Source organism: Paenibacillus sp. FSL k6-2145 (assembly GCF_037976585.1).
Classification (GTDB): domain Bacteria; phylum Bacillota; class Bacilli; order Paenibacillales; family Paenibacillaceae; genus Paenibacillus.
On record NZ_CP150267.1, the window covers coordinates 4,835,499 to 4,861,487 of the forward strand.

A 25,989-nucleotide genomic window follows, 5' to 3' on the forward strand; every position below is an offset into this window, starting at 1 on the left:
ATAAACCAGCGGTTTTTTAGTTGCTTTCAAACCATGGTCACATGAGCAAAAGTTTATACGAAACGGAGAGGACAGAAACAGCTTGAAGAAGCGAAGCGTTCGCATTTATCCCCGGATTTTCCCTTTGGAAAAGGGATCAAAAAAATCTGGGGATAACGGCGATCAGAAGGCTATTCTGTCATTGGAGTGATACGGATAAACTAATTTGTCATCTGGACCATAGGTCTCATTTTAGGAGATGTCATGTATATATGAGCGGAATATGATACGATGAGAGATATTGGAAATGCAAGGAGGATGACATATACAGATGGAAAAAATACGTACACGTGCTGAGGTAAACCCAGAAACCACTTGGGATCTGAGAGACTTGTTTGTAAACGATGTAGAGTGGGAGCAGGAGCTTCGATCACTTCCTCAGGCTGCTGCCCAGATCGCAACGTTCAAAGGACGTCTTGGCGAAGGCGCTGAACAATTGCTGGCTTGTCTGGATGCGCGTGAAGCTTTGCAGGAGCGGATCGGCAAGACGGCTTCTTATGCCCGCTTGAAGCAGTCAGAGGACAGCACCAATCCGGTCAATATTGAGAATTCAGCTAAAGCAGGAGATATCCTATCAAATCTGTCGTCGTCCTTGTCTTTTGTCAATTCGGAGATCGTTGATCTGCCGGAGGGAACCGTTGAACGTTACCTTGAAGAACTTCCGGGATTGGAACCGTATGCGCGCAGTTTGGAGCGTTTGATTCGAGAAAAAGAACATCGGCTTACGCCCGAGACCGAGAAGGTACTCGCTTCACTTGGAGAGGTGCTGGATTCGCCATACCGTATCTATCTGCGCGGTAAACTGGCAGACATGACGTTTGACGATGCTCTTGATGGAGAGGACAATAATCGTCCACTGTCCTGGTCATTCTATGAAAATAATTATGAGATGTCATCTGATACCAAGCTGCGCCGTTCTGCTTATGCTGCATTCAGCTCGAAATTAAATGATTACAAAAATACGTTCGCAGAAGGTTATGCAACCGAAGTGAAGAAACAGGTTGTATTATCCAGGCTGCGTGGTTACGACGATGTTACAGATATGCTTCTCAGCCCACAGCAAGTGAGCAAAGAGATGTACAATAATATTCTGGATATTATCCAGCGGGAACTCGCACCTCATATGCGCAGACTGGCGGCTCTCAAGAAACGTGAGCTGGGTCTGGACAAACTGATGTTTTGTGATCTGAAGGCGCCGCTTGATCCTGAATTTAGCCCTGCCATTACATATGATGAGGCGTGCACACTCATTCGAGAAGCACTTGATGTGCTTGGGCCGGAGTACGGCGAGATCGTAGAGCGCGCATTCAGTGATCGCTGGGTGGATTACGCAGATAATGCAGGCAAATCCACAGGGGCATTTTGCTCCTCTATATATGGTTCACACTCCTATATCTTAATTTCATGGGCAAACAATATGCGTGGAGCATTTACACTTGCCCATGAAGTGGGGCATGCAGGCCACTTCATGCTTGCGGGACGTTACCAACGGCTCACGAATACACGGCCATCTCTTTATTTCATTGAGGCACCATCGACCATGAATGAAATGCTGCTGGCAGATCATCTATTGAAACGTTCCGATAATCCGAGAATGCGTCGCTGGGTCATTTTGCAACTGTTGAACACGTATTACCATAACTTTGTTACACATCTGCTGGAAGGTGAATTACAGCGCAGGGTCTATGCACGCGCAACCAAAGATGAGCCCATTACGGCGAAGACGTTAAGTCAGCTCAAAGGAGACATCCTTTCCGAATTCTGGGGACCTGATCTGGTAATTGATGAAGGGGCCAAGCTCACATGGATGAGACAACCTCATTATTATATGGGACTTTATCCATATACCTATGCGGCAGGCTTGACGGCTTCCACAGCGGCAGCACAGCAGATTCGGGAAGAAGGACAGCCTGCGGTAGATCGCTGGCTTGATGCACTCAAAGCTGGTGGAAGTCTCACACCACAGGAGTTAATGAAGCTTGCGGGTGTGGATATGTCCGGACCTGAGCCGATTCGCTCTGCGGTTGCTTATGTCGGCAGTCTGGTCGACGAACTTGAACGTCTGTATTCCTGATCTGGTTCATATAGTATACGGACAAGGCAGAACGGGTTGTCTGCATGCACCGCCTTCCTTGCGTGGGGGCGGTGCATCTTATTTTTGCAAGGGGAAAGGAACGATGATGAATGGCGTTAACGAGCGTGTCCTCATCGATGGGCCGATTAAGCGTAGACGGCTTTGGTGTGTTTGACGACATGAATGGAGTACCAGGTTTTGAAGGTAATCAGGGTGGTTTTTTTTCGGGATTCAATGAGTTTGCTACAATGAATGCATTTGCTTCGATTTTCATTGGCGGCATATTTCTCATCATTGCGGGAGTTATTGTTTTTGTAATTATTTCAGGGGTACGCACGTGGTCATCGAATAACGCAGCGTCCTTATTAACCCTGCACTCAACGGTGGTGGCCAAACGAACGGAAGTCTCAGGTGGAAGCGGCAATAGCAGTGCGACTACCCGGTATTATGTTACATTTGAATTCGACAATGGGGAGCGCACTGAACTGATTGTTGGCGGAAACCATTATGGCATGATGGTGGAAAATGATCGAGGGATGCTGACGTATCAGGGGACACGCTTCAAGCATTTTGAGAGAGATGTACAGCCCCAGTCGGGGGAAAGCAAAGGTCAATTTTATACGTAAAAAAAGAACTGCGGCTCCTCCCAGCTGGGAGAGAGTCGTTTTTGCTATGCCCAAAAGAAAGAAAAACCGAAGGGTATTCAAACGCTTACAATGGTGATATACTCGTAAAATAAAGTAAAACAGTATTAAACAAAAACAAACAAACAATAAATACAGAATAAAGTACAGGGTTACGGACGGACTGAATTCAAGAGATGCCGTTTGGAAAATAGGATGGGTTCGAAAGGTTGGTGAAGCGCGGTGAGTGTGCTGGCTTATGATTTGGGCGCTGGGAGCGGGAGAGCGTTACTGGGACATCTAAATGATCGTGGGATCGAAACAAGCGAAATTCATCGGTTCAAGAATGAACCGGTGAAGGTTGGCGAGCGGATGCACTGGGATATTCTGCGATTGCATCATGAATTGTTGCAAGGGCTTACACTTGTGAAACAGCAGGGAGAAAAGCCGGAGAGCTTGGGGATCGATTCCTGGGGCGTTGATTTTGGTTTGCTTGGCAGTAATGGTGAGTTGCTTGGTAACCCGTATCATTACCGTGATACACAGTTTAACGGCATGATGGATCAGGTACGTCAAGAGCTGAGCTCTCAGCGAATCTTCGAACGTACAGGGATTCAGTTTCTTAGCTTTAATACCTTGTATCAATTGGCAACGCTTCAACGTAGCGGTTCCCCATTACTTCATGAAGCAGAGCGTTTTCTCATGATTCCGGATTTGCTACGTTATTTTCTGACAGGGGAAGCGGTGAATGAGTTCACCAATGCAACCACAACACAATTATACAATCCATCAGCGGGGCAGTGGGATAGTGAGTTGCTGGCGCATATTCGTATTTCGGAGAAACTGTTTGGTGAAGCCGTGCTGCCAGGTACCCGTGTTGGACAATTGCGAAGCAGTATCTGTAACGATCTGGGATTGTCCCCGATTCCCGTGATCGCTGTTGCGGAGCATGATACGGGTTCAGCCGTTGTGGCTGTTCCTGCAACGGAACGTTCTTTTGCTTATCTGAGCTGTGGAACCTGGTCCCTGATGGGTACGGAGATAGATCATCCTGCGATTAGTACCGAGAGTCTGGCCTTGAACTTCACGAATGAAGGCGGGGCGGGTGGAACATTCCGTCTGCTGAAGAACATTATGGGCTTATGGATTTTGCAGGAAAGTATGCGGGAGTGGGACCGCCAAGGGCAGGGAATTAGCTATGATGCGTTATTAGCAAAGGCGGAACAGGCACCTCCATTTGCCAGTTTGTTTGATCCGGATGATGAACTGTTCATGCCAGCAGGAGATATGACGACCCGAATACGTCAGTATTGCCGTTATACAGGGCAAGTGGTACCAGAGGATCAGGGGGCTATTGCCCGGGCAATTCTGGAGAGCCTGGCATTGAAGTATAGGAGAGTCCTGGAATGGACGGAACAATTATCGGGACAGACGTTCAACGGATTGCATATGGTCGGTGGAGGTATCCAGAACCGCCTGCTATGTCAGTGGACTGCAAATTCCATTGGCAAGCCGGTATGGGCAGGTCCGGCAGAGGGAAGTGCCATCGGGAATATGGCTGTGCAATGGATGGCGAGCGGAGCTTTTAAAGATATCTGGGAAGCGCGTAAGGCCATTGGTGATTCATTTCCGGTAACTGCGTATGAGCCGCATGACAGGTCAATCTGGGAAGATGCTTACGGCAGATTTCTGCGTGTGACGGCTTCATCTAATTCACAAGCGGGGAGTGAGGTGTAACATGCTGGCAGCCGAGCGGTATGACCGGATTGTGGAGATGGTGAATGAAAAGGGCAGTATGCGTGTATCCGAGCTTAGTGAGCGCTGCCGGGTGACAGAGGAAACCATCCGGCGGGACCTGGATCGGCTGGAACAGGCAGGACGACTGCGCCGATCTCACGGTGGTGCAGTGAGTGTGAAGGAAGATCAACCGGAGATCCCTTACCGGATCAGGGAGACAACCCATGCGGAAGAGAAAAAGCGGATTGCACAAGCGGCTCTGGCGATGATTCATCCGGGTGATCGTATTCTGTTGGATGCGAGCACAACGGCAGGTTATATGGCAGCGAATATGCCGGATTTCCCGCTGACGGTTTTAACCAACTCGATCCAAATCGCCACTGAACTCAGCAGCCGTGACAAGGTTGAAGTCATCTCAACAGGGGGCCAGCTGGCAGCTCGCTCGTTGTCTTTTGTTGGGCCGCTCGCGGAGCGTTCTCTGGAAACGTATCACGTGGATAAAATGTTCATGTCGTGCAAAGGTGTACATCTCGAAGGTGGCGGAATCAGTGAATCCAATGAACTCCAGGCAAGGCTGAAGCAGAAGATGGTTGGCATATCCGATCAAGTCATCTTACTTGCAGATGCCAGTAAATTTGGTGTCCGTGCTTTTGCCCGAGTATCCGGGTTAAATGCAGTCCATACGATCATTACCAATCAGCCATTGGAGGCTGAACAGACAGAACGTTTGAGCGGATACGATATTGGTATCATCACGGTTTAATCTTTCAGATTTAATCTATATAAATTGAACTAAACATTTACACGTAACGGAGAGGACAGAAATAACTTGAAGAAGCGAAGCTAAAAGCTTTCTGAAAGAAAGCTGCATCGGAAGCATATACTGCGCCTTTATCCCCGGATTTTACCCTTTAAAAAGTAAATTAAAAAATCTGGGGATAACAGCGATCGGAAGGTTATTCTGTCATCGGAGTGTCCAGTGTAAATATTCTTAGTCAATTTATCTACTAATCAGTTAATAGGAGCGTGTAATTATGAAGGTCTCCTTATTCATTACCTGCCTCAGCGATGCCATCTATCCCCGAGTGGGGGAAGCCATGGTCAGATTGCTCGCCGCTCATGGCGTTCGGCTGGATTTTCCGCCGATTCAGACCTGCTGCGGTCAGCCTTCCTACAATAGCGGGTACTGGGATGAGACTCGGGTAGCGGCCAAGACGATTCTTGAAGCGTTTGACGACAGTGATTTTGTAGTCTGTCCATCCGGATCGTGTACGTATATGATTCATCATTATCCGGAACTGTTCGCGGATGAACCGGTGTGGCTGGAAAAGGCAAAACGATTGGAAGCCAAAGCCTATGAGTTTACTCAATTCCTTGTTCAGGTACTCGGGATAACCGATCTGGGCGCACATTTTCCGCACAAAGTAACCTATCATCCATCCTGCCACGGCAGCCGTCTGCTTGGTGTAAAGGATGAGCCGATGGCGCTGCTCTCTCAAGTAAAAGGTCTGGAATTGGTTCCACTTCCATTCGCTGAGGATTGTTGCGGGTTCGGGGGTACGTTTGCCATTAAAATGTCCGATATTTCGGGAGCGATGGTGACGGAGAAAGTTGATCATGTCAAAGAGACACAAGCTGAAGTGCTGGTTGGTCTGGACATGGCCTGTCTGATGAATATCGCAGGTAATCTGCGTTATCGGAATGAACCGGTGCGTGTGATGCATTTGGCGGAGCTACTGTATGAGGGGGTGCAAACAGGATGAGCCAACCGGGAGTTATGGATACTACGGTCAAAGAACGTGCCGGACTGGCCTTGAATGATGATTTTCTGCGTAAAGCGGTCAAATTCACGACAGAACGATTGCGTAACGGGAAGAAGTCTGCCTCAGAAGAACATGGAAACTGGGATGAATGGCGAGAGCGTGGCCGTCAGATTCGTCTGCATACGATTGCGCATCTGGATTATTATCTGAATGAATTTGTGAATAACGCCCGTGCGAACGGGGTTCATATTCATTTTGCAGATACATCGGTGGAAGCAGCGGCGATTGCGCTGGATATTGCGGCGCACAAGCAGGCTTCTACGGTGGTGAAGTCCAAATCGATGGTGTCGGAGGAAGTACATCTAAATCATGTGTTGGAGTCGGCGGGGATTGAAGCCATCGAGACTGACCTGGGTGAATATATCATTCAGTTGGCAGGCGAAGCCCCTTCTCATATTGTCATTCCAGCCATCCATAAGAACCGCTATCAGATTGCAGAGTTGTTATCCAAGGAAGCAGGTGAAATTTTGGAGCCGGACACAACGGTGCTCGCTGGATTTGTACGTAAAAAGTTACGCGAGAAATTCCTGGAAGCGGATATTGGCATGACCGGCTGCAATTTTGCGATTGCAGAGACGGGTTCCATGGTTTTGTTCGAAAATGAAGGCAATGCCCGTATGGTATCCACTGTTCCGAAAACGCAGATTACACTGATGGGCATGGAGCGGATCATCCCGTCGTGGACGGATCTGGAGGTCATGGCAACCTTGTTGCCACGCTCCGCAACAGGTCAGAAACTGACGATGTACATGTCAGGCATCACAGGTCCGCGTCGTACAGCGGATGGAGATGGACCCGATGAAATGCACATTATTATCGTGGATAACGGTCGATCTCTTCAGCTCGGTGATCCTGAATTCCAGGAGTTGCTGAATTGTATTCGCTGTGGTGCTTGTCTGAATGCTTGCCCGGTATATCGTCATATTGGAGGTCATGCCTACGGTGGGACATACAGTGGTCCCATTGGCGCGGTACTGACACCTGCACTCAATGGCAACATTGATGAATGGAACGATATTGCGGGTGCTTCAAGTCTGTGTGGAGCCTGTTATGAAGCATGTCCGGTCAAAATTCCATTGCATGATATGCTCGTTTATTTACGCAGGCGTAAAGTGGAAGACGGCCATGGTAACAAAATGGAAAGCATGGGCATGAAGGGATTTGCCGCTGTTGTATCCAATTCCAAACGTTTCAGTGCGGCCATACGCCTGGGACAGATCGGGCAGAAGGCAGTTGTACGCAACAACGGCATTTCTCTCAAGTTGGGTCCTCTCAAAGGTTGGAACAATTATCGGGTTGCCCCAAGTCTCGCCAAGAAATCCTTCCGGCAACAATGGAACAAGCTGGATCAGGAACTGAACCAGGAGCAACCCGCCATGGATTCTTCCGTTCGCAGCCGTATGGAGCAGATTATTCGTGAACGAGAAGAAGGGGAGGGTACTAAGCATGGTAACTGAACATCAGCAATGGCTCGCGCAATTGGAGAAGAAGTCCATGGAGAAACAGGAGCAGTTCATGAATGACATTGCTTCGAAATTGAGAAGACCAAGGCAACGACATGCGCCAACCCAACCCTTTCGGGGAGCACCCGACTTTTGGACTGGGCTGGAATGGGATGAAGAGAAGCGTATTCAAGCATTTACAGATAACTTTGTTAGTGTAGGCGCACACATTGCCCGGGTTCAAAACATGGAAGAAGTGTCCCGATTTATTGCCACCAAATCTCATGAGCTGAGTGCCAAATATATCATTCGCCAGAATGAACAGGCGTTACAAGATCTCGGATTGGAAGAGCAGCTTCCGGATGTGCAGATCTCAGTGTGGAATAGTCAGGCGGATGAGAACTGGAAGGCTCGGGCAGCTGAGGCGGATATCGGTGTGGTCATGGCAGATTATGCGACAGCATACACAGGCTCGGTCACTGTACTTTCTTCACCGGAAAAAGGTCGTTCAGTGAGTCTGTTGCCTACGGTACTCATCATCATTATTCCAGTAGATCGACTGTACACCAGACTGGGTGAGACGCTGGATCGATTTGACGAAGCGGGAAGAGAAAACCTTCCAGCAGGCATCCACTTTATTTCAGGGCCAAGCCGATCTTCCGATATTGAAAATGATTTAACCATTGGGGTACACGGACCAGGCATTGTATATGGTTTAATTATGGGTTAACGGTGTGTTGAACGTGATGGCGCATCATGATTTTGATAACTGTCCTAGATGCAGAATTCGTCTGCTGAGGGCAGTTTTTTATTTGTCTACTATAGTCAGAAACTATTAAGATTATATTAATTATATATTTAACCTATTAACAATAGAGGTGTATAATCCATCTCAAGATAGAATTCATATGAGATACAAAAGAGAAAGAGGAGGATGAATACAGATGAGTATATTTTCTTACCAAGTTCCGTTTATGGGTGGCCACGAAGGTGATTTTTCTGCTTTTAAAGGGAAAGTTCTGCTTATTGTGAATACAGCAAGTCGGTGTAGCTACTCCCAGCAATTCAGTGAACTTCAGCAGATGTATGAGAAATATGGTGAACAGGGGCTGGAGATTCTGGCGTTTCCATGCAACCAGTTTAACGAGAAAGAACCTGGCAGTAGCGCTGAGGTAGCCGAGTATTGCAGGAGTCAATTTCAGATATCTTTTCCGATATTGGAGAAGGTCGAGGTTGTTGGGCAATCGATGCATCCTTTGTTCCGTTATCTGATTGAAGAAGCGCCGTTTAAAGGTTATGATCTGGATACGCAAGAAGGACAGTGGATGGACACCTTTTTGAAGGAGAAGCATCCAGAATTGTATCAAGGAGACGGGATCAAATGGAATTTCACCAAATTCCTGATTGACCGCAGTGGGAACGTCCATGGCCGTTATGAAACGACAGTTGCTCCATCAGAGATGGAGTCGGCTATTCAAATTCTGTTAAAGAAATTATAAGTATACCTTAATCCCTGTCCTGAGGTCCTATGACTTTGGGACTGTTGAAGATTAGAACTGGAAATGTTAGGGTAAAAGAGATAACGAAGTCCTCCATTTTTTTTAATCAAAAATGACCAATATACCATTTCGGTCAGTTAGTTCTTTGATGGTTTTATCGTTATCTGGATGAAATATGAAAAACTGCAAAAAATAACTTGAATCTGTTGATCTGAAGAGTAAGTGTAATCGCGTCTGTAAATCAAGTCATTATTTTTTAGTTGTAGAACTCTTAACTTGGAAAGAAGGAGTGAGTGTCATGCCACCAATTTCAGTGCCTCAACCGAAAACATTTGGCCCACTGGGCAATTTGCCGCAATTGAACTTTGAAGAGCCGGTGCAATCCCTGGTGAAACTGGCTGAAGAGTATGGACCGATCTTTCGTATGGAGTACCCCGGGCGAAGTGAATTGTATATTTCAGGTCACGAACTGGTCGCCGAGGTAACAGATGAATCCAAATTCGACAAACGTGTGTGGGCACCCCTTGCGAAGGTTCGTGCTTTTGCAGGAGATGGGCTATTTACGAGTTGGACCGAGGAACCGAATTGGAAAAAAGCCCATAACGTACTGCTGCCAAGTTTCAGTCAACGTGCCATGCAGGGATATCACAACAAAATGATTGATCTGGCTGTGCAGTTGGTTCAGAAATGGTCACGATTGAACCCGGATGAGACGGTTAACGTTCCGGATGATATGACACGTCTTACGCTCGACACGATTGGCCTGTGTGGGTTCAACTATCGGTTTAACAGCTTCTACCGGGAGGAACCACATCCATTCATTACAAGCATGGTTCGGGCGTTGGATGAATCCATGAGTTCATTGCAGCGACTGCGTCTGCAAGACAAGCTGATGATCACCAAAAAGAAACAGTTTGAACAGGATATCCGTTCCATGTTCTCCTTGGTGGATCACATTATTGCCGAGCGCAAAGAGAAACCGCAGGAAGGGGCAGATGATCTGTTGTCCCACATGCTCAGCGGCAAGGACCCGGAAACGGGAGAAACACTGGATGATGAGAACATCCGTTATCAGATTATTACATTCCTGATTGCTGGACATGAGACCACAAGTGGACTGTTATCCTTCGCCGTTTATTATCTGATGAAGAATCCGGATACGCTGGCTAAGGCCCAAGCAGAAGTGGATCAGATTCTGAAAGATCCGGTTCCCACGTACAACCAGGTTCGCAATCTGAAGTACGTTCGTATGGTTTTGAATGAAGCATTGCGGTTATGGCCGACGGCCCCGGCATTTTCTCTGTATGCAAAAGAGGACACGGTACTTGCGGGTCAATATCCTTTGCAAAAAGGAGACAGCGTCAGTGTGCTTATTCCCAAGCTGCATCGCGACCGCCAAGCGTGGGGAGATGACGTAGAGGAATTCCGCCCGGAACGGTTCGAAGATCCGAGCAAAGTGCCGCATGATGCCTATAAACCTTTTGGTAATGGTCAACGGGCCTGTATTGGTCAGCAGTTTGCACTTCAGGAAGCAACGCTGGTACTGGGCATGGTGCTGAAGCATTTTGACTTCATAGATCATTCGGATTATCAGTTAAAGGTGAAAGAAACGCTGACGCTTAAACCGGATAACTTCACAATTCGTGTACGTGCGCGTGGGGGGCAGCCAGTCATGGCCGTTCCGGGTGTAGCGGTCGAAGAACCAAAGCCGGTTGCCAAAAGAACGGAGCCGGATGCAGCAAATGCCCACCACACACCGATGCTTGTTCTGTACGGTTCCAATCTGGGTACCGCTGAAGGCATTGCACGTGAAATTGCGGATACCGCCAGATATCAGGGTTTCCGGAGTGAGGTCGCTGCGCTGGATGATCGTGTTGGCAAACTGCCAAAGGAGGGTGCCGTCATTATTGTCAGTGCATCCTATAACGGTCAGCCGCCAAGTAATGCCAAGATGTTTGTCGAGTGGATCGAACATGCGGATGCCAATGAATTCAAAGGTGTGCGTTTCGCTGTTCTTGGATGCGGTGACCACAACTGGGCCAGCACCTATCAGCGTATTCCGCGTTTAATAGATGAACAGTTATCTTCCAGAGGAGCAGAGCGGTTATCACCGCTGGGTGAGTCAGATGCTAGCGGAGATTTCGAGAAACAGGTAGGGGATTGGACAGAGCAATTATGGCCGGATCTCGCACGAACGATGGGACTGAAGCTAAACACAAGCTCCAATAGCGAACGCAGCTCACTATCTGTACAGTTTGTCAGTGGGCTCGCCGTAACACCGCTTGCGGATACGTATGATGCCCATGTGGCAAAAGTACTCGAGAACAGGGAGCTTCACGACGCGGGCAGTGAACGCAGCACACGTCACCTGGAGATCCAATTGCCTGAAGGCATAACCTACAAGGAAGGGGATCATCTGGGCATTCTGCCGCAGAACCCACCGGAACTGGTGGAACGTGTATTGCGTCGATATGGATTTACCGGAACGGAGCATCTCGTTCTGGATGCATCCGGTCGCAGTGCCGCGCATCTGCCGCTGCATCAACCGGTGAACCTGTATGATCTGCTCAGTCATAGCGTTGAGCTTCAGGAAGCGGCAACTCGTGCACAGTTGAGAGAAATGGCAGCATACACGGTATGTCCACCGCATAAGAAGGAACTTGAAGCGCTGCTTGATGAATCGGTGTATATGGATCAAGTTCGGAACAAACGGATCTCCATGCTGGATTATCTGGTGAAATATGAGGCATGTGAACTGCCGTTTGAGCGTTTCCTGGAATTACTGCCTTCATTAAAAGCCAGATATTATTCGATCTCCAGTTCACCGCGTGTTCAGCCTGACCAGGCAAGTATTACGGTGAGTGTGGTGCGTGCCCCGGCATGGAGTGGGCAGGGAGAATACAAAGGCATTGCGTCCAACTATCTGGCTAACCTGAAAGCGGGTGACGAGATCGTCATGTTCACGCGGACACCGGAATCCGGTTTCCAACTGCCGGAAGATCCACAGGTTCCCGTTATCATGGTAGGTCCGGGTACAGGTGTTGCTCCATTCCGAGGTTTTATACAAGCAAGGCATGTGTTGAAGGAACAAGGTCAAGAGGTTGGCGAAGCCCATCTGTACTTTGGATGCCGGAATCCAGAGCATGATTATCTGTACAAAAATGAATTGGAGGCAGCCCAGCAAGAAGGGCTTGTCGTGCTTCATACGGCATTTTCCCGAGTGGATGGGGAAGAGAAATGTTATGTACAACATCTGATGAGAGATGATGCCCGTCATCTGATTCCTTTGTTTGCAGAGGGTGCGCATCTGTATATCTGCGGTGACGGCAGCAAGATGGCACCTGATGTGGAAGCTACACTCCAGCAGGCATACGCTGATATTCATGGCAAATCCGCGAAGGAAGCAGAAGATTGGCTTAATCAGCTTCAGCAAGAAGGTCGTTATGCCAAGGACGTATGGACAGGCATCTGATGTATACATGAGAAGGGTCAGCTTGATCCGTAACTGGCTGAGCGGTGAGATACAGAAGCAGTTCTGTTCTCACCGCTTTTTGACATAAAATGATTCTTCAGCAGAGGAGTGGTTGCATGGGTTATAATTATATATTGGAAGGGAGCACCCGTATGCAGACATTCGGGAAGCATTGTATGGCTTGCGAAAAGAACCAGCTTTACTTCCGCCTACAAGGCCGTTTCAGGTTTTTTCTTCCGGTGGTTGGCCGATAGATTGACTCAACGCTGGAGAGAGGAAATAATATACGGGAAGGGACTCTGCCTTTTCCCTGGAGTTCAAGATAATCCAGTCCCACACCCACAAGTCTGATATTGTTAAATGCATTCCAGGAAGGGAAAGTCGTGCGGATTCCGACTCTGACGCCTCGCCGGGTACGAGGAATATCGAATACCCGAATGGAATTCAGACTAAGTGGAATGAATATTTGGCGGTTTACTTTGATAAACTGCCTTGGATAGACACGACGAATACGTCCCGGTTCCAACCCGGAGAGTGGAGTATTCAGTTCTGCCAGGTGCCCCTGGAGTTCTGCCAGGCGCTGCTGAAGTGTTTTTCCGGTATGGAGATGCTGCCAGCTCATAAGTATTCCTCCGTTCGCCATTTATACCTAGTATATGAAGGAACGGGGTAGGAAGGTGTACGTTTGATAGCCCATGTTCGTTACGGCTAACGGGGTTTCATTTTATAATAGAGGAGTGATTCAAATGATCGTAGAGATGTATAAAGACCTCATTCAGGATGAGCGTGGCAATTATTATCTGGCAGTACAGATGGATGGCAATGAGCTTACGCTCGTTAATGCATTCGTTGAAGCGGCATTCACACCTGAACTGATCTACAATGAAGAGTTCCGTGCCAAGCATAAGGAGATGGAAGGCGGGTTTGTAGGGAAAATTGCGATGGACCTGCTAAGGCACGATGTGGTCATGGGGATGAAGCAAATCGACCGCAAACTGTTGAACTTGTCGGATGTGGAACAGCAGTTCACCGTAAATTATATTGATACGATTGAATTTTATCGTCACCCGGCGTGGAACCGGAAGGTCTAAAAGGAAAGACATTTCCTCTGTAACCAGAGGGAGGGTTCTTCTCCAATCAAATTGGCCATGATCTTACTTATACCAGCAACAGAATATATTGAGATGTAAAAGCGCAAGTGCAGGGCAGTAAGCCTTCGCAACTTGCGCTTTTTGGCGTATATGGTAACGACCTGGGCGACCTAGAAACGAACCAGATTATTGACGTTGACAGGCAAGCCCGTCGCGATGGCGCGATTGGCCGCAATACCCGTCAAAATGGATCTGGCACCGTCCACGTGGTTAGCAGCGCGATGGAACGGATCTTCAACAGGCTCTCCAAACAGATCATTCAGCAGAACCGGGTCACCTCCGCCATGTCCACCTGCTTTCTCTTCCACTTCAACCTCATATGGCGCCTCAAACATTGGAAGAACCCGCAATGTTTTACCGATCAATGCACCTTCCTTACTTTTATCACCCAATGAATTGACATAGGATTGCTCCACAATGTTCATCTCAATCCGACCTTTGGTGCCATTAATGGCAATGCGGTAACCTTCCCATGGCTGGTAGGCGACGAGGGAGTACGTCAGAATCGCTTTGTTCCGATACTTCACAAGAACACCCATCGTATCCTCAATGTTGATGCCATCCCCAAATACGCTCTGATCCCGCTGATAACCATCTTCTGATTCGGCATCCAGATACATGGACTTCATATGAGCATCCGAATCCAAATGCAGTGCAAAAGGATCTTCTTTCGCGATCGGATTGCCGGTTGCCCGATTGTAGAACTGCGTTACACCGCGTTCTTCTGCATTTTCTCTGCCGTAATACATCAGATCACCAAATGCAAACACGGTATCTGGCTGTGAGCCAATCCAGAAATTCACCAAGTCGAAGTGATGGGTGGATTTGTGCACAAGCAGTCCGCCGCTATTACGCTTGTCCCGATGCCAGCGGCGGAAATAATCTGCCCCATGGCGGGTATTCAGCAGCCATTCGAAGTGAACGGAAGTAACTTTCCCGATGGTATCATTCAGAATAAGTTCCCGAATCTTAGTATGGTGCGGTGCATAACGGTAGTTAAAGGTTACTCTGACGTTCTGGCCAGTCCGCTTGACGGCATCCAAAATCTCCTGACATTTCTCCTCATCGATGGTCATCGGTTTTTCGGTGACAACGTCACAACCCAGTTCCATCGCACGAATGATGTACTTGTGATGGGTGCGGTCAACGCTGGTTACGATGACATAGTCAGGCTTCTCGTTCTCAATCATCTGATCAAATTGATCTGCAGTATAGGTGGGTACCTCGGGATAATTGTACTTTTCCTTTAACAGTTGATTAGCGTAGTTCATACGGACTTGATTTATATCGCAAAAGCCGACAAGCTCGGATGTATCCCTGTAATCCCGGGTCAAAGCACCATAAAAAAATTCAGCGCGGCCGCCGGTTCCGACTAATACATAACGTTTCTTGTTACTCATGTCTATCGCCTCCTTGAATATAGCTCTAGACTATAACAAGGGAGTACTTCTTTCGCCGCATTTTATGCGTAACCGCTTTCAAATGCCGCATATTTTGCTATAATTTATGGAAAGGAGAGAGGCCGACATGACAGAACCTTTCAGTGCAGATTTTCATGATCCCACGGATTTACTACATATCGAATATGATCGTCGCATTGGATACTTCTCGATGACGGATGACCACCTGCATGATCATTATGAGTTGTATTACCTGTTGTCTGGCGAGCGTATCTATTTTATTAAGGACCGGACCTACCGGGTAAAGGCTGGTGATCTGGTGTTTGTTGACCGAAATACGGTTCATAAAACATTGGAGAGTGGCATGCCTGACCATGAGCGGATGGTGCTGTATTTGAAGCCTGAGCTTTTTGCAGCCATAGCTATTTCCGCGGAGTTAGTTGAAGCCTTGAAGGAGCCCTTCGGCTGGGAGATTCCTATTGTAAGGTTTCCATCTCAAGTCACTGAGGTTCTAGAACGGATGGTTAGCGAAATGGTGGATGAAATGCTTTGTCCTCAACCTGGAAGCAACCTGTTGCTTCGTCACCGGGCTATTGAATTGTTGCTGCATGCCTATCGGAATCAGCATCTGGGCAGGTTATGCTCCGATGATCGTGAGCCGGTTCTTCATCCCAAGACACAAGCAGTTGTACGTTACCTGAATGAGAACTATCAGAAACCACTGACATTACCGGAGGTGGCGGGCATGTTTCGTATTAGTCCGCATTACCTGAGTCGATTGTTCAAACAAACGACGGGGTTTACCTTCAGTGATTATCTGAATCTGTTACGGGTGAAGGAAGCACAGCGTTTACTGCGAGAAAGTGAAGAATCCATCACGGACATCGCCTGGCTTGCGGGGTTCAGTAACTTCTCTCATTTTGGCAAGATGTTCAAACGTACCGTTCAGGTATCACCAAGAGTCTACCGACAGGAATACAAGGAATCGGGTTCCGTGAGGACCATAAAAGAGGGAGAGAATATAAAATGATTGAAGCAAGATTAAATGAACTGGGGATCATTTTACCACAGGCCAGCGCGCCCGCAGCAAAATATGCCAATGCCGTTATTGTCAATGGAATCATGTATGTATCCGGGAAAGGACCGGATACCTCTGAACGCGGCAAACTGGGATCAGACTTCACAACAGAACAGGGATATGAATTTGCCTCAAACGCCGGACTGGAGGTGCTCGCTGTCGTTCGAGATGTGCTGGGTTCACTGGATCGGGTGAAGAGAGTGGTTAAAGTGCAGGGCTTTATCAATGCGTCCGCTTCGTATCAGGAGCATCATAAGGTGCTGAATGGATTCTCAGATCTGATGATGGAGGTATTTGGGGATCAGGGGATACACGCCCGTTCAGTATTCGGTGCAGTTTCTGTGAGGGACAACTTGCCGCTGATCATAGATTCCATATTTCAAGTGGAGGAGTAGGTATAACGATGGCAGAGTCGTCTTCATTTAATCCAATCATGTTAACGATACCCGAGAGCTTCCATACGGAACGCCTCACGATTCGAGCACCGCAGTGGGGGGATGGCGCAGCCGTTAATGAAGCGGTCCGTGAGAGTGCGGAGCAGCTGCGGTTGTGGTTACCTTTTGCCGAGAAAATCCCTTCATTGGAAGAGTCTGAAGTGACTGTTCGCAAAGCAAGGCTGAAATATCTGGAACGTACCGACATGATGTTACATTTGCGAGATAGACATACGGATGATTTCGTAGGTAGCAGCGGGCTACATCGTATTGACTGGAATGCACGCTGTTTTGAGATCGGTTACTGGATTCGATCATCGCGAACTGGTGAGGGTTTGATGACAGAAGCGGTAAAAGGCATTGAGCAATTTGCCATTACTCATCTGGAGGCGAACCGGCTGGAGATCCGCTGTGATTCCCGCAATGTGCGAAGTGCCAAAGTAGCCAAACGAGCGGGTTATACGCTGGAAGGTATATTGCGCAAGATGCGGCGTGACAGTACAGGTACGCTGGTCGATTGTATGGTTTTCTCCAAAGTCAGAGGCAGTGAGTTTGGGTAAAGGGAGGACAGGTATGGAGCGAATCGGTCAGGGAAGAACTGCGGAGATCTATACGTATTCGAACGAGTACATTATGAAGTTATATCGAATGGATTTTCCTCACGAAGCCGTCCAGAATGAATTCAGAATAAGTGAGTTGGCATACAAAAAAGGACTCCCCGTCCCACAGGCAGTATCCTTGATAGAACATACTACGTCGCGTGCTGGCATTGTTTTTGAGCGGATCCAGGGGATTACCCTGTTATCACTTATCATTCAGCAACCGGAGTTGCTGGAGCAGCTGGCGTTTAAAATGGCTGACTGCCATTACAGACTTCATTGCGAGCGAGATGATGAAGGGACGCTCCCCTTACAGAAGCAGATTTTATCGGGAGCGATTCGCAATGTTCGATTATTGTCGGAGGACGATCAAGCGCGAGTCCTTTCTTACTTAACAACATTGCCTGATCAACAGCAGATCTGTCATGGCGATTTTCACCCTGATAATGTTATGCTCAGTGAGGCTGGCGATCAATACTGGGTCATCGATTGGATGACTGGTATGTCCGGTGATCCTGCGGGTGATGTGGCTCGAAGCTGGGTAATATTAATGAGCGGCACATTACCGGAAGATACAGATCCTGCTATACGAATGGGTTTTGAAACGGCTCGTGAATCGCTGGTCGAATATTACATCCATCATTATATGCAACTTTCCGGGATTACACGTGAAGTAATAGAGTCCTGGATGCTGCCAGTTGCTGCCGCGCGTCTTGACGAGGATTTGCCTGCTCAAGAGGTGGAACAGCTGCTCAAGTTTGTTCAGGAACGTATTCGTCGGTTAGACGAATCTAACTATATTATATAAAAAGGGTAGAGAAAGAGAGGGGACATATTCATGCTGCATTCATTAAAGGCCATACAATCATACAAGTCAGGTAACACGCCGGAAGCCCAGCAGCAATGGCTGCAACTGCTGGCAGCAGCGGAGAAGCCCCATATTAACCTCGAACGCATTCATTCCATTGCCGAACTTGAGGGAACAAATCCGGTACTGGATTACACCGAGCGTACACTTCACGTACTGGAGGAGCTTCAGGTTTCTTTTTGGGTGCGAGAAATTCTGGAGGACGTATTAATCTGGTCAGAGACGGCGAAGGCCGGATCTCGGGAGCAGCGGCGGGTATGGCAAAAGCAGGGCGTTAACCTGTTTGTACATAATGTGGGGTCCGCTCAGTTATATGATCTATACGCAGGGGCAGAGCACCTGGATAATGACATCGGTAAGACCAAGGAGACGAGTATATATCAACCTGCTTCTCCGAGTGGTGCTCAAAGTAACAATGCGGATATAAGCGAGCATGATGCGCTGAATACACATACTCCAAGGCATGAGATTATACGTACTCTAGTTGCTACACATGGACTTATTGGTCAATACATACGCGGTGAGATTCCATTTGCCGAGAATGCTCCGCTTCACGCCTTAATCGTCAAAGGATGGCTTACTACAGATGAACTGCACACCATACTGATGGCATTAAATGAATGCATTATTGCAGGCGTTGATCCAGCGTTATGGGTTCAGGTTCAGGCTGAGGTACAGCGAATTGTAGGCTGGATTATCGCTGGACCGGATCATGAGGACTGGAGCGTGAAGGAACGGTTATCCCGCTTAAGAAGTTCATCCATTCGGCAGGGAGAAGCTATGGATACTGCTTACGCCAAGCTCCAAACGGAACTGGATCTAGAACAGACGCTGGCTCCACTGGCTCATCGCACATTATGGTATGTGGAGTCGGCCATGCAGGATTTTTCGTTGCAGGAGATGGTGAAGGTGTTCCTGTTGGCGCTTCGCAGCGAAAGTATGAATCCAACATTTATGGAGAGTCGATCTGAAATCGTTCGCCATATTAGCTTCGAACCATTGATGAATACGATGTATTACGACTACAAGGGTGTCAAGAAGCTCAATATTTACAAGAAACGAATGATTGAAAAATATTTGGAACAGTATACATGGGAACAGATTACGGCAGGGGAGCAGATCGTCTATCCCCATCTAACACATCGCATTGAGCGTCATGCGGATCTGCCCGATACACTGTTTGTGACCTTCGAATTTTCCCCAGCGGCTGAGAAGCTGATTGCATTCTGTATCGAAGCGGAAAAGTCACCATTATACGAGAAAGCTGTATTGCTGTTATTTGACCTGTTCGGATTGCGCCGGGATGCCTATGACCGTTTCCACAACGAAGAGACGTATTTGTCCGATATGAACAGCTCCGGTGATTATAAAAAAGTACTGCTCGACTATATCGTTGGTAAACGGGTACTTGATATCGGTCCAGGTGGAGGGATTCTACTGGATCTGATTGAGCAGGAAAAACCGGAAGTGGAGCCGATTGGTATCGATATCTCAGCCAATGTCATTGAAGCGCTGGAACGCAAAAAACAACGTGAGGGACATCGCTGGCAAGTGATGAAGGGCGATGCCCTGCAACTGGAGCAATATGTGCAGCCAGGCACAGTGGATACGGTTATTTTTTCATCCATTCTGCATGAATTATATTCATATATTGAACTGGACGGTCGAAGATTTAATTCCGATACGGTTGTAGCCGCGCTGAGAAGTTCATTCCGTGTGCTGTCACCTGGAGGAAGAATTCTGATTCGGGATGGCATCATGAGTGAACCGGAGACACAGAAGCGCCGTATTCGTTTCCTGGAAGCGGATGGGATGCGCTGGCTGGAGCGGTATGCAGAGGATTTTCAGGGACGTGCAATTCAATATGAGCGGGTCTCAGACAATGAGGTCGTATTGCCGATCAACGATGCGATGGAATTTCTCTATACCTATACGTGGGGGGAAGAGGCATACGTCCATGAAATTCAGGAGCAGTTCGGTATATTCACGCCAACAGCCTATGAGAACTGTATTCGAGAAGCGCTGGGTGAACAAGCCGACATTATTACGTTACGACATTTCCTTCAGGAGGGTTACACGGAGGCACTAGGTGAACGAATTATCTTTATGAGGGAAGATGGAGAACCTGCGCCTTTGCCAGACAGTACCTGCCTGATTGTCATTGAGAAGAAGAAAGGATTGGCGGATGGATGATGAGCGAGGCCAGCACGGTTTTGTATTTTGTTAGACATGCGGAGTCACGGTATGTTGAAGGACAGGAACGCGAGCGTGGACTAACAGAGCAAGGTCATCAAGATGCGGGAACGGTTGCCAGTCTGCTCCATGGGGAGCAGATTCAACTGTTCTATTCTAGCCCTTACAGGCGAGCGGTGGATACGATTCAGATTCTGGCAGATCGGTCAGGTGGAATTGTGGTGACAGAGGAAGATCTGCGTGAACGCCAGTTATCGAGTTCGGAGTGAGGCATGATAATTTTCGTGAAGCCAAGCAACGATTGTACCGTGATCCTACGTATGCGTATCCTGGAGGAGAGTCTGGTGAACAGGCTCGCTTAAGAGCAGTAACGGCGATCGAGAAAATTTTGGATAAACATGTGGGTCACAAGGTAGTCATCGGAACCCATGGAGATGTCATGACGCTTATTATACAACACTATGATTCTTCCTACGGTTATGATTTCTGGGAAAGTACTACGATGCCGGATATCTATAAGTTGCGGTTTGATGGAACGCGCAAGTTGGTCCAGGTCAACCGATTGTGGGAGTGAGAGAGTTATATATGAGAAATGTATTAACCAGAATGATAGTGGAGAGGAGTGAGTTGGACGGATGAAAATTACGCTTTTGCCTGATACATACTTTATTGAAAATCTAAGCGTATCTTCATTACAGGATAGAATGTACTGCATATTTGATCTCGAAGGGACAGGCATTAATCCTGTGGTGGAGAGTGTGACTCAATTTGGTGCGATGCATTACCAGAGAGGTCAACAATGTAATACAACATTTTCTTCACTTGCACGTGCGAACAAACCTATACCAGAACCTGTGGCCAAGTTAACAGGCATTTCGAATGAGGATATGTTGGAAGCTCCTTCGTTTGTAGAAGCATTTCAGACCTTTCAGGAATTCATAGGGGATAACGTCCTGGTGACACAAGCCGGATATGAGTATGACCTGCCCATCTTGAAGCGGCATTGTGATGAGTATGGCCTCCCGATGTTGACCAACCCGGTGCTGGATACAAAAGCGATGTTTACCTATATTCATCCTGAGATTACCGAGGTCGTCTCAACGGATTTTCTGATTGGGTATTATGATCTGAATACAGATGGAATTCACAGGCACAATGCTTTGGCAGATTGTAGTGTGATCGCTGATATCTTTGAATGTATTCTTAGCGAATATGAGAAACTTCAATTGAATCATTTTACTGCCGATCCCAAGCAGATGATGAAACGTTTCGTTATACCAGAGATGTATCTGACATGATAAGGAACTGGAGGAGAGATCAATGAGCAGAACGGATGTGGAGAAGCTACTGTTGGATCTTAACGAGGGACGGATTCTGACCCAGCAGACATTCGAAGGACTGGATGTGGAAGTTTACCTGGACGAAAGGGATGCCTCTGTATTTGCTGACGAGTGGATGCAAGCTTTTGAACGATGGGCTCGAGTTACAGCGGTGGCTGAAGAAGAGGTGCTGCGCGCATGCAGGGAACAGGCTTTCAAACAAACTTTAGCTCTCACCGGCGAACCTGAGTTAGCGGGGTATGTAAGTGATGATATCGGTTTAATTGGCGCTGCACTGTTACAGGATGTGGTACATGAACCATTTGTTAATGAACTGTTGGAAAGTTATCGTCAAGGCAGGTTGCCCCTGCGATAAGCGGGGGAGGACCAACAGGGCTGTTTTCGTTTGTATAAAAAAACAGCATCAAATGTACATTGTGGGTCGGCTGAGGCATAAGGTACAATTCACCTAAGCAATCGATGAGAATGATAATCATTATATGTGAAACATTCTCACGGTTACATCAACAGATCACATAGGGGTGAAGGGTAACATGGTAGGTTTAGTTAAAGGTTTCAAAGGGTGGACAATTACATTACTGCTCATGGGTCTGGTTATTTCAGGATGTAGTACAAATACCGCTACGAATGCGGAACAGACTCCTGCAACTGAAACTGAAAGTGCAGCTTCTGGAGAAAATACTTCTGGAAACGAGACAGAGCCTGCGACACGAGTTGTACAGGATGAATTTGGAGATGTGACGATTCCGGTTCAGCCACAGCGGATTGCTGGAATATATGTGGAAGATTATCTGAAGGCGCTCGATATTACACCAGTCGTGCAGTGGTATAATCCGATGTGGGGCGTGCAGGATTATTTAGAACTGGATGTTCCGAAATTTGATACTACAGGGAGTATTGAGGCTTTGTTGGAATATAATCCGGATCTTATTATTGTAGATGGTGGAGCGGATGCGGAGAAATATGAGATGTATTCCAAGGTGGCACCGACGTATCGTCTGCCTGAGAGCGTACTGCAGGATTCGAATCAAGTTTTGAAAACCATTGCCGATGTTGTAGGGAAACCGGAAAAGGGTGAAGAAGTTGCTGCGGCATTTGAGGCCAAGATTGCAGATGCTAAGGCGAAGTTGCAGGAAGCGGTTGGAGACGAGACTGTCGCAGTTGTCCGGCTGAATGTTAACGATGACACACTGGCGTTGTTCGGTGTGAAGAATCGATTTACCGGATTTATTTATTCCGAGCTTGGTCTAACACCACATCCTCTGGTTAGCAAGATGGAAGAATATCAGGAAATTCTGTCTGAGGAGGCCGTGCCGCAACTTGATGCAGATCATCTTATTATTTTCCCTTCCAATGGAGAATGGTCTTCTCCTGAGAACAAGGAAGCCTTGAAGGTACTTGACAGCAAATTGTGGAAATCTCTTCCGGCCGTTAAGAACAATCAGGTGTACATCATGGAAAGATCACATTGGCAATCAGGTGCGATTACAGCGAATTCCATGAAAATAGATGATATTTTGGAAAAAATGACTCCATAATTGAATCGATTACTTAAAGAAAGTTCTTCAGCCAGGGTTGAAGAGCTTTCTTTTTTCGTATACACTATTTTTAAATGATAATAATTCTCAGTTAAGGACGATGAACATGTGCCACACCATAATACAACTGATCCCCAAGCCCTGGCTATGCTCACTTCAGCATATGGAATACGTAGATCACCATCAATCTCATATCGATAAACGTTTGTTATACAGAATGTCGACTTCACACTCCATATTTGTTGTAACGTCTGGGAAAGGTTCAATAGTTTGCTCAGATCGGGAATCTCATCTGGAAAAAGGAATGATTATGTTTGTTCCGGCTGGAACATCCGTTAAAATAGTAGGTTCGCCTTGGACAGAAAGTGAATTGCAGTACTATAAGCTTGATCTGATGGTGGCTGAGTTAAGCGAAGAGACTTCGAATGCTTTGTATAGAAGAAACACGGAGGAGCAGCAGGAAATTTCCCAAAGTCCAGATTCTCCGACATTATTACCGCTTATGCAACTCAGCTACAGTCCGTGGAGTTCCTGTCTGGAAGCCTTGGAACAAATACTGCGTCAACAGGTCACTGACGATTGGCTGGAGCAATGGGAGGTACAGCTTCGTTTCCAGGAGTGGTTCCGTGCCTTGCTTCGCCATAGTGTCCCCGAAACAGAAGTACCCGATGACCGTGCCCGTCTTCAAAGTTCAATTCGTTATATTGGCGACCACTATGATCAGACCATAACCGTGGATGAGCTCGCAGCAGATATTGGTCTAACAAGAGCCAGCTACACTCGGCAATTCAAAAAAATTACGGGTAAGCTCCCGCTTGAATATGTAAATGCGGTTCGGCTTGAACGCTCGAAGCAACTATTGCAGCTGACGGATGATCGCATCCATGAAATTGCTCAAAATGTGGGATTTAGCAGCGAGTATTATTTTGGTCGCCGTTTCAAGCAATATGCTGGTATTTCACCTGGGTTATACCGCCGTCATCACCGTCAAGAGGTTCGTGTCTTTGCTCCGTATCTGGAGGACTTCGTTTTGGCTCTTGGCGTAAAACCTGTACTGCAATGCTCCCATCATTCTTGGGGTAGACAGCATTATTTGGGATTGGATGATGTACCCGAATTCGATGTGAGCCAGCAGGATGCTCAATTTAATGTGGGCAATATACCGGACTTTATCATGTTGAACAAGGGACATGATCGATGGAATCTGGACCGATTTGAGCAGGTAGCACCTACGTTTTACGTGGAACACCTGGGAGAAGATTGGCGCTCCATTTTGAGATCGACAGCCGATGTATTGGGAAAGGTGAATCGGGTTCAAGATGTAATTGGTGCTTATGAGGACAAGGCATCAGAGGCTAAGAGTCGGTTATCGCGTTATATGCGTGGAGAAACCGTAGCTTTTTTGCGTATATCCGCGTCGGATATTACTCTCTATGGGGATCAGCAGGGCTATGTCGGACCTGTAATTTATCAGGATCTTGGACTGACTCCGCACTCCCGTGTGCAGCAATGGACAATACACGAGCGGAGGATTTTCATTGGATTGGACCAGTTAAGTCAGCTTCATGCGGATCATTTGTTGATTACATTTGACACTGGAAATTCTGCTAAACCTGGAGATGAGCGCGAATTGCTCAACAGCGACGAATGGAAGTGCCTGCCTGCGGTGAAGAGTGGCAATGTGTATGAGGTGGATTTTATGAGCTGGATGAACTACGGTGTGATCTCACATGGGAAGAAGATTGAGGATATATTGCGGTTTATGGCTTGAGGGATGGGAGCTAAAACTACAAACAAGCTGGTTCAATAATTAAATTAAACTCGAAGCAAAATCAAAAAAATGTTCCACTAATCTGATTTACTGTATGATATAGGAAAAATAGAGATTCAAGAAAGGAACTTCCTATGCGGAAAAAAATCTGGGCCTCAATTTTAGTAGTAGCTGTTATTGGGATGATTCCTGTTACAGCAATATCGACGACTGCGGTCGCCGAATCGCATGAAATTTCGGGTGAAGATCTTCCTGAAAGCTTAAGATATGATTCTAACCATCCAGATGTAATTTATGTGAAGGATTGTGGGATCTTCGAAAAAGTTGATTCGAGTTTAGTAGATTACGGCGAAGAAGAAGTTGTTTTCGATGATGTACAAAAGGTAACAGATAAAACGAATGTAATTGTTGCTTATGATGCAACTTACGTCAAAAAAGGTGAATGGGAATAGCAAATTCATCACTTTACAATTTAGGAGCGCAAGAAGATGTTTTTTCTTCTTGGGCTCTTTTTATATCCAATAAAAAATAAAATTCCAGAATTCGACCTAAGCATGAAAGAAGTAAATGATTTCATCGACTGGTATGAAGCCAAGCAAGCGGGAAGCGGAAAAGCTTCGTATGCGATCGATAAACACGACAATAACAAAGGACCTTTTAAGAGTCGGAAGGATTATATCCTGTTTGATCGGGTGCTGACGTTTGAGGTAAGTGAATACTAAAAAATATGAAGTTCCTTTAGCTTAGGCTAAAGGGGCTTCTTTTTGCTTCACAGTGATGAATGAGCCAATGCAACTACCCGAAAGGCTTGTTTCATCTTATTTTAGTGTAGCGTTTACAAAAAAACTGGATAACGAGCACAAAATGCAAAAGCGGATGTCCTTGACTGAACGATTGTGACATACCAT

The 25,989-nt window shown here is 47.1% G+C and carries 24 protein-coding genes and 1 pseudogene; 23 read left to right on the forward strand and 2 right to left on the reverse strand.

Features of this window, described 5'->3' with window-relative positions; all coding sequences use genetic code 11:
• Nucleotides 1-310: 310 nt before the first annotated feature.
• The 9 genes from pepF to NZ043_RS21750 all read left to right on the forward strand — a co-directional run bounded on the left by pepF (nucleotide 311) and on the right by NZ043_RS21750 (nucleotide 12,709).
• The gene (gene pepF, locus NZ043_RS21710) at nucleotides 311-2,113 is read left to right on the forward strand and encodes an oligoendopeptidase F (RefSeq protein WP_339309204.1); all 1,803 of its coding nucleotides are present in this window, start codon (nucleotides 311-313) and stop codon (nucleotides 2,111-2,113) included.
• Nucleotides 2,114-2,223: 110 nt separating this feature from the next.
• On the forward strand, nucleotides 2,224-2,739 hold the full coding sequence (locus NZ043_RS21715) for a DUF2500 domain-containing protein (RefSeq protein ID WP_339309205.1): 516 nt from the start codon (nucleotides 2,224-2,226) through the stop codon (nucleotides 2,737-2,739).
• Nucleotides 2,740-2,979: 240 nt separating this feature from the next.
• Nucleotides 2,980-4,473 carry a rhamnulokinase family protein gene (locus tag NZ043_RS21720; protein ID WP_339309206.1) on the forward strand — a complete coding sequence of 498 codons (1,494 nt, stop codon included), beginning with the start codon at nucleotides 2,980-2,982 and terminating at the stop codon, nucleotides 4,471-4,473.
• Nucleotide 4,474: 1 nt separating this feature from the next.
• Nucleotides 4,475-5,236, forward strand: a complete 762-nt coding sequence (locus NZ043_RS21725) for a DeoR/GlpR family DNA-binding transcription regulator (protein ID WP_339309207.1) — start codon at nucleotides 4,475-4,477, stop codon at nucleotides 5,234-5,236.
• A gap of 271 nt (nucleotides 5,237-5,507) precedes the next feature.
• Nucleotides 5,508-6,236, forward strand: a complete 729-nt coding sequence (locus NZ043_RS21730; protein WP_133384450.1) for a (Fe-S)-binding protein — start codon at nucleotides 5,508-5,510, stop codon at nucleotides 6,234-6,236.
• The gene (locus NZ043_RS21735; RefSeq protein ID WP_133384451.1) at nucleotides 6,233-7,753 is read left to right on the forward strand and encodes a LutB/LldF family L-lactate oxidation iron-sulfur protein; all 1,521 of its coding nucleotides are present in this window, start codon (nucleotides 6,233-6,235) and stop codon (nucleotides 7,751-7,753) included. The genes NZ043_RS21730 and NZ043_RS21735 overlap by 4 nt, the downstream gene beginning before the upstream one ends.
• Complete coding sequence (locus NZ043_RS21740; protein WP_133384452.1) at nucleotides 7,743-8,468, forward strand: LUD domain-containing protein; 726 nt, start codon at nucleotides 7,743-7,745, stop codon at nucleotides 8,466-8,468. Before NZ043_RS21735 ends, NZ043_RS21740 begins: the two co-directional genes overlap by 11 nt.
• 214 nt (nucleotides 8,469-8,682) lie before the next feature.
• Nucleotides 8,683-9,237 (forward strand): glutathione peroxidase, encoded by a 555-nt coding sequence (locus NZ043_RS21745; protein ID WP_339309208.1) that lies wholly within the window; start codon nucleotides 8,683-8,685, stop codon nucleotides 9,235-9,237.
• Nucleotides 9,238-9,535: 298 nt separating this feature from the next.
• Entirely contained in the window at nucleotides 9,536-12,709 is a 3,174-nt protein-coding gene (locus NZ043_RS21750; RefSeq protein WP_339309209.1) for a bifunctional cytochrome P450/NADPH--P450 reductase, read from the forward strand.
• Between the two features lie 199 nt (nucleotides 12,710-12,908).
• On the opposite strand, the gene NZ043_RS21755 is transcribed toward NZ043_RS21750, so the two are convergent.
• Nucleotides 12,909-13,331, reverse strand: coding sequence for a hypothetical protein (locus NZ043_RS21755; protein WP_133384455.1), 423 nt, complete (start codon nucleotides 13,329-13,331; stop codon nucleotides 12,909-12,911).
• Nucleotides 13,332-13,455: 124 nt separating this feature from the next.
• Between NZ043_RS21755 and NZ043_RS21760 the strand changes: the two genes are divergently transcribed.
• Entirely contained in the window at nucleotides 13,456-13,800 is a 345-nt protein-coding gene (locus NZ043_RS21760; RefSeq protein ID WP_289392176.1) for a hypothetical protein, read from the forward strand.
• 170 nt (nucleotides 13,801-13,970) lie between these two features.
• Here the strand turns inward: NZ043_RS21760 and NZ043_RS21765 are convergent, their stop codons facing one another.
• Entirely contained in the window at nucleotides 13,971-15,260 is a 1,290-nt protein-coding gene (locus tag NZ043_RS21765) for a Gfo/Idh/MocA family oxidoreductase (protein ID WP_339309210.1), read from the reverse strand.
• Between the two features lie 127 nt (nucleotides 15,261-15,387).
• Here NZ043_RS21765 and NZ043_RS21770 point away from each other — a divergent pair, with 127 nt between their 5' ends.
• From NZ043_RS21770 to NZ043_RS21830, 13 genes and pseudogenes are all read left to right on the forward strand, one after another.
• Nucleotides 15,388-16,290: an AraC family transcriptional regulator gene (locus tag NZ043_RS21770; protein WP_339309211.1), complete on the forward strand. Its 903-nt coding sequence runs from the start codon at nucleotides 15,388-15,390 to the stop codon at nucleotides 16,288-16,290.
• Complete coding sequence (locus NZ043_RS21775) at nucleotides 16,287-16,733, forward strand: RidA family protein (protein WP_339309212.1); 447 nt, start codon at nucleotides 16,287-16,289, stop codon at nucleotides 16,731-16,733. Before NZ043_RS21770 ends, NZ043_RS21775 begins: the two co-directional genes overlap by 4 nt.
• An 8-nt stretch (nucleotides 16,734-16,741) precedes the next feature.
• Nucleotides 16,742-17,332 carry a GNAT family N-acetyltransferase gene (locus NZ043_RS21780; protein WP_339309213.1) on the forward strand — a complete coding sequence of 197 codons (591 nt, stop codon included), beginning with the start codon at nucleotides 16,742-16,744 and terminating at the stop codon, nucleotides 17,330-17,332.
• A 13-nt stretch (nucleotides 17,333-17,345) separates the two neighbouring features.
• Nucleotides 17,346-18,179 carry an aminoglycoside phosphotransferase family protein gene (locus NZ043_RS21785; RefSeq protein WP_091031452.1) on the forward strand — a complete coding sequence of 278 codons (834 nt, stop codon included), beginning with the start codon at nucleotides 17,346-17,348 and terminating at the stop codon, nucleotides 18,177-18,179.
• A gap of 30 nt (nucleotides 18,180-18,209) precedes the next feature.
• Nucleotides 18,210-20,432 (forward strand): class I SAM-dependent methyltransferase, encoded by a 2,223-nt coding sequence (locus NZ043_RS21790; RefSeq protein ID WP_339309214.1) that lies wholly within the window; start codon nucleotides 18,210-18,212, stop codon nucleotides 20,430-20,432.
• Nucleotides 20,429-20,701, forward strand: a complete 273-nt coding sequence (locus tag NZ043_RS21795) for a histidine phosphatase family protein (RefSeq protein ID WP_339309215.1) — start codon at nucleotides 20,429-20,431, stop codon at nucleotides 20,699-20,701. The genes NZ043_RS21790 and NZ043_RS21795 overlap by 4 nt, the downstream gene beginning before the upstream one ends.
• Nucleotides 20,698-21,006 carry a histidine phosphatase family protein gene (locus tag NZ043_RS21800; RefSeq protein ID WP_339309216.1) on the forward strand — a complete coding sequence of 103 codons (309 nt, stop codon included), beginning with the start codon at nucleotides 20,698-20,700 and terminating at the stop codon, nucleotides 21,004-21,006. The genes NZ043_RS21795 and NZ043_RS21800 overlap by 4 nt, the downstream gene beginning before the upstream one ends.
• A 61-nt stretch (nucleotides 21,007-21,067) precedes the next feature.
• A complete protein-coding gene (locus NZ043_RS21805) occupies nucleotides 21,068-21,730 on the forward strand; it encodes a 3'-5' exonuclease (protein WP_091031447.1) in 663 nt (220 codons plus the stop codon).
• A 22-nt stretch (nucleotides 21,731-21,752) separates the two neighbouring features.
• Nucleotides 21,753-22,127 carry a hypothetical protein gene (locus NZ043_RS21810; protein ID WP_289392184.1) on the forward strand — a complete coding sequence of 125 codons (375 nt, stop codon included), beginning with the start codon at nucleotides 21,753-21,755 and terminating at the stop codon, nucleotides 22,125-22,127.
• A 178-nt stretch (nucleotides 22,128-22,305) separates the two neighbouring features.
• Complete coding sequence (locus tag NZ043_RS21815) at nucleotides 22,306-23,310, forward strand: ABC transporter substrate-binding protein (RefSeq protein ID WP_091031442.1); 1,005 nt, start codon at nucleotides 22,306-22,308, stop codon at nucleotides 23,308-23,310.
• Nucleotides 23,311-23,614: 304 nt separating this feature from the next.
• Nucleotides 23,615-25,081, forward strand: a complete 1,467-nt coding sequence (locus NZ043_RS21820) for an AraC family transcriptional regulator (RefSeq protein ID WP_339309217.1) — start codon at nucleotides 23,615-23,617, stop codon at nucleotides 25,079-25,081.
• Between the two features lie 134 nt (nucleotides 25,082-25,215).
• Entirely contained in the window at nucleotides 25,216-25,533 is a 318-nt protein-coding gene (locus NZ043_RS21825; RefSeq protein WP_289392186.1) for a hypothetical protein, read from the forward strand.
• A gap of 87 nt (nucleotides 25,534-25,620) precedes the next feature.
• A pseudogene (locus tag NZ043_RS21830) lies at nucleotides 25,621-25,803 on the forward strand (fibronectin type III domain-containing protein); the annotation flags it as partial.
• Between the last annotated feature and the right edge of the window lie 186 nt (nucleotides 25,804-25,989).

Excerpts from the sequence above, each read along its gene's own strand:
- pepF (WP_339309204.1), top strand. The coding sequence starts at position 311 with ATGGAAAAAATACGTACACGTGCTGAGGTAAACCCAGAAACCACTTGG.
- NZ043_RS21715 (WP_339309205.1), top strand. The coding sequence starts at position 2,224 with ATGGCGTTAACGAGCGTGTCCTCATCGATGGGCCGATTAAGCGTAGAC.
- NZ043_RS21725 (WP_339309207.1), top strand. The coding sequence starts at position 4,475 with ATGCTGGCAGCCGAGCGGTATGACCGGATTGTGGAGATGGTGAATGAA.
- NZ043_RS21730 (WP_133384450.1), top strand. The coding sequence starts at position 5,508 with ATGAAGGTCTCCTTATTCATTACCTGCCTCAGCGATGCCATCTATCCC.
- NZ043_RS21735 (WP_133384451.1), top strand. The coding sequence starts at position 6,233 with ATGAGCCAACCGGGAGTTATGGATACTACGGTCAAAGAACGTGCCGGA.
- NZ043_RS21740 (WP_133384452.1), top strand. The coding sequence starts at position 7,743 with ATGGTAACTGAACATCAGCAATGGCTCGCGCAATTGGAGAAGAAGTCC.
- NZ043_RS21745 (WP_339309208.1), top strand. The coding sequence starts at position 8,683 with ATGAGTATATTTTCTTACCAAGTTCCGTTTATGGGTGGCCACGAAGGT.
- NZ043_RS21750 (WP_339309209.1), top strand. The coding sequence starts at position 9,536 with ATGCCACCAATTTCAGTGCCTCAACCGAAAACATTTGGCCCACTGGGC.
- NZ043_RS21755 (WP_133384455.1), bottom strand. The coding sequence starts at position 13,331 with ATGAGCTGGCAGCATCTCCATACCGGAAAAACACTTCAGCAGCGCCTG.
- NZ043_RS21760 (WP_289392176.1), top strand. The coding sequence starts at position 13,456 with ATGATCGTAGAGATGTATAAAGACCTCATTCAGGATGAGCGTGGCAAT.
- NZ043_RS21765 (WP_339309210.1), bottom strand. The coding sequence starts at position 15,260 with ATGAGTAACAAGAAACGTTATGTATTAGTCGGAACCGGCGGCCGCGCT.
- NZ043_RS21770 (WP_339309211.1), top strand. The coding sequence starts at position 15,388 with ATGACAGAACCTTTCAGTGCAGATTTTCATGATCCCACGGATTTACTA.
- NZ043_RS21775 (WP_339309212.1), top strand. The coding sequence starts at position 16,287 with ATGATTGAAGCAAGATTAAATGAACTGGGGATCATTTTACCACAGGCC.
- NZ043_RS21780 (WP_339309213.1), top strand. The coding sequence starts at position 16,742 with ATGGCAGAGTCGTCTTCATTTAATCCAATCATGTTAACGATACCCGAG.
- NZ043_RS21785 (WP_091031452.1), top strand. The coding sequence starts at position 17,346 with ATGGAGCGAATCGGTCAGGGAAGAACTGCGGAGATCTATACGTATTCG.
- NZ043_RS21790 (WP_339309214.1), top strand. The coding sequence starts at position 18,210 with ATGCTGCATTCATTAAAGGCCATACAATCATACAAGTCAGGTAACACG.
- NZ043_RS21795 (WP_339309215.1), top strand. The coding sequence starts at position 20,429 with ATGATGAGCGAGGCCAGCACGGTTTTGTATTTTGTTAGACATGCGGAG.
- NZ043_RS21805 (WP_091031447.1), top strand. The coding sequence starts at position 21,068 with ATGAAAATTACGCTTTTGCCTGATACATACTTTATTGAAAATCTAAGC.
- NZ043_RS21810 (WP_289392184.1), top strand. The coding sequence starts at position 21,753 with ATGAGCAGAACGGATGTGGAGAAGCTACTGTTGGATCTTAACGAGGGA.
- NZ043_RS21815 (WP_091031442.1), top strand. The coding sequence starts at position 22,306 with ATGGTAGGTTTAGTTAAAGGTTTCAAAGGGTGGACAATTACATTACTG.
- NZ043_RS21820 (WP_339309217.1), top strand. The coding sequence starts at position 23,615 with ATGATTATGTTTGTTCCGGCTGGAACATCCGTTAAAATAGTAGGTTCG.
- NZ043_RS21825 (WP_289392186.1), top strand. The coding sequence starts at position 25,216 with ATGCGGAAAAAAATCTGGGCCTCAATTTTAGTAGTAGCTGTTATTGGG.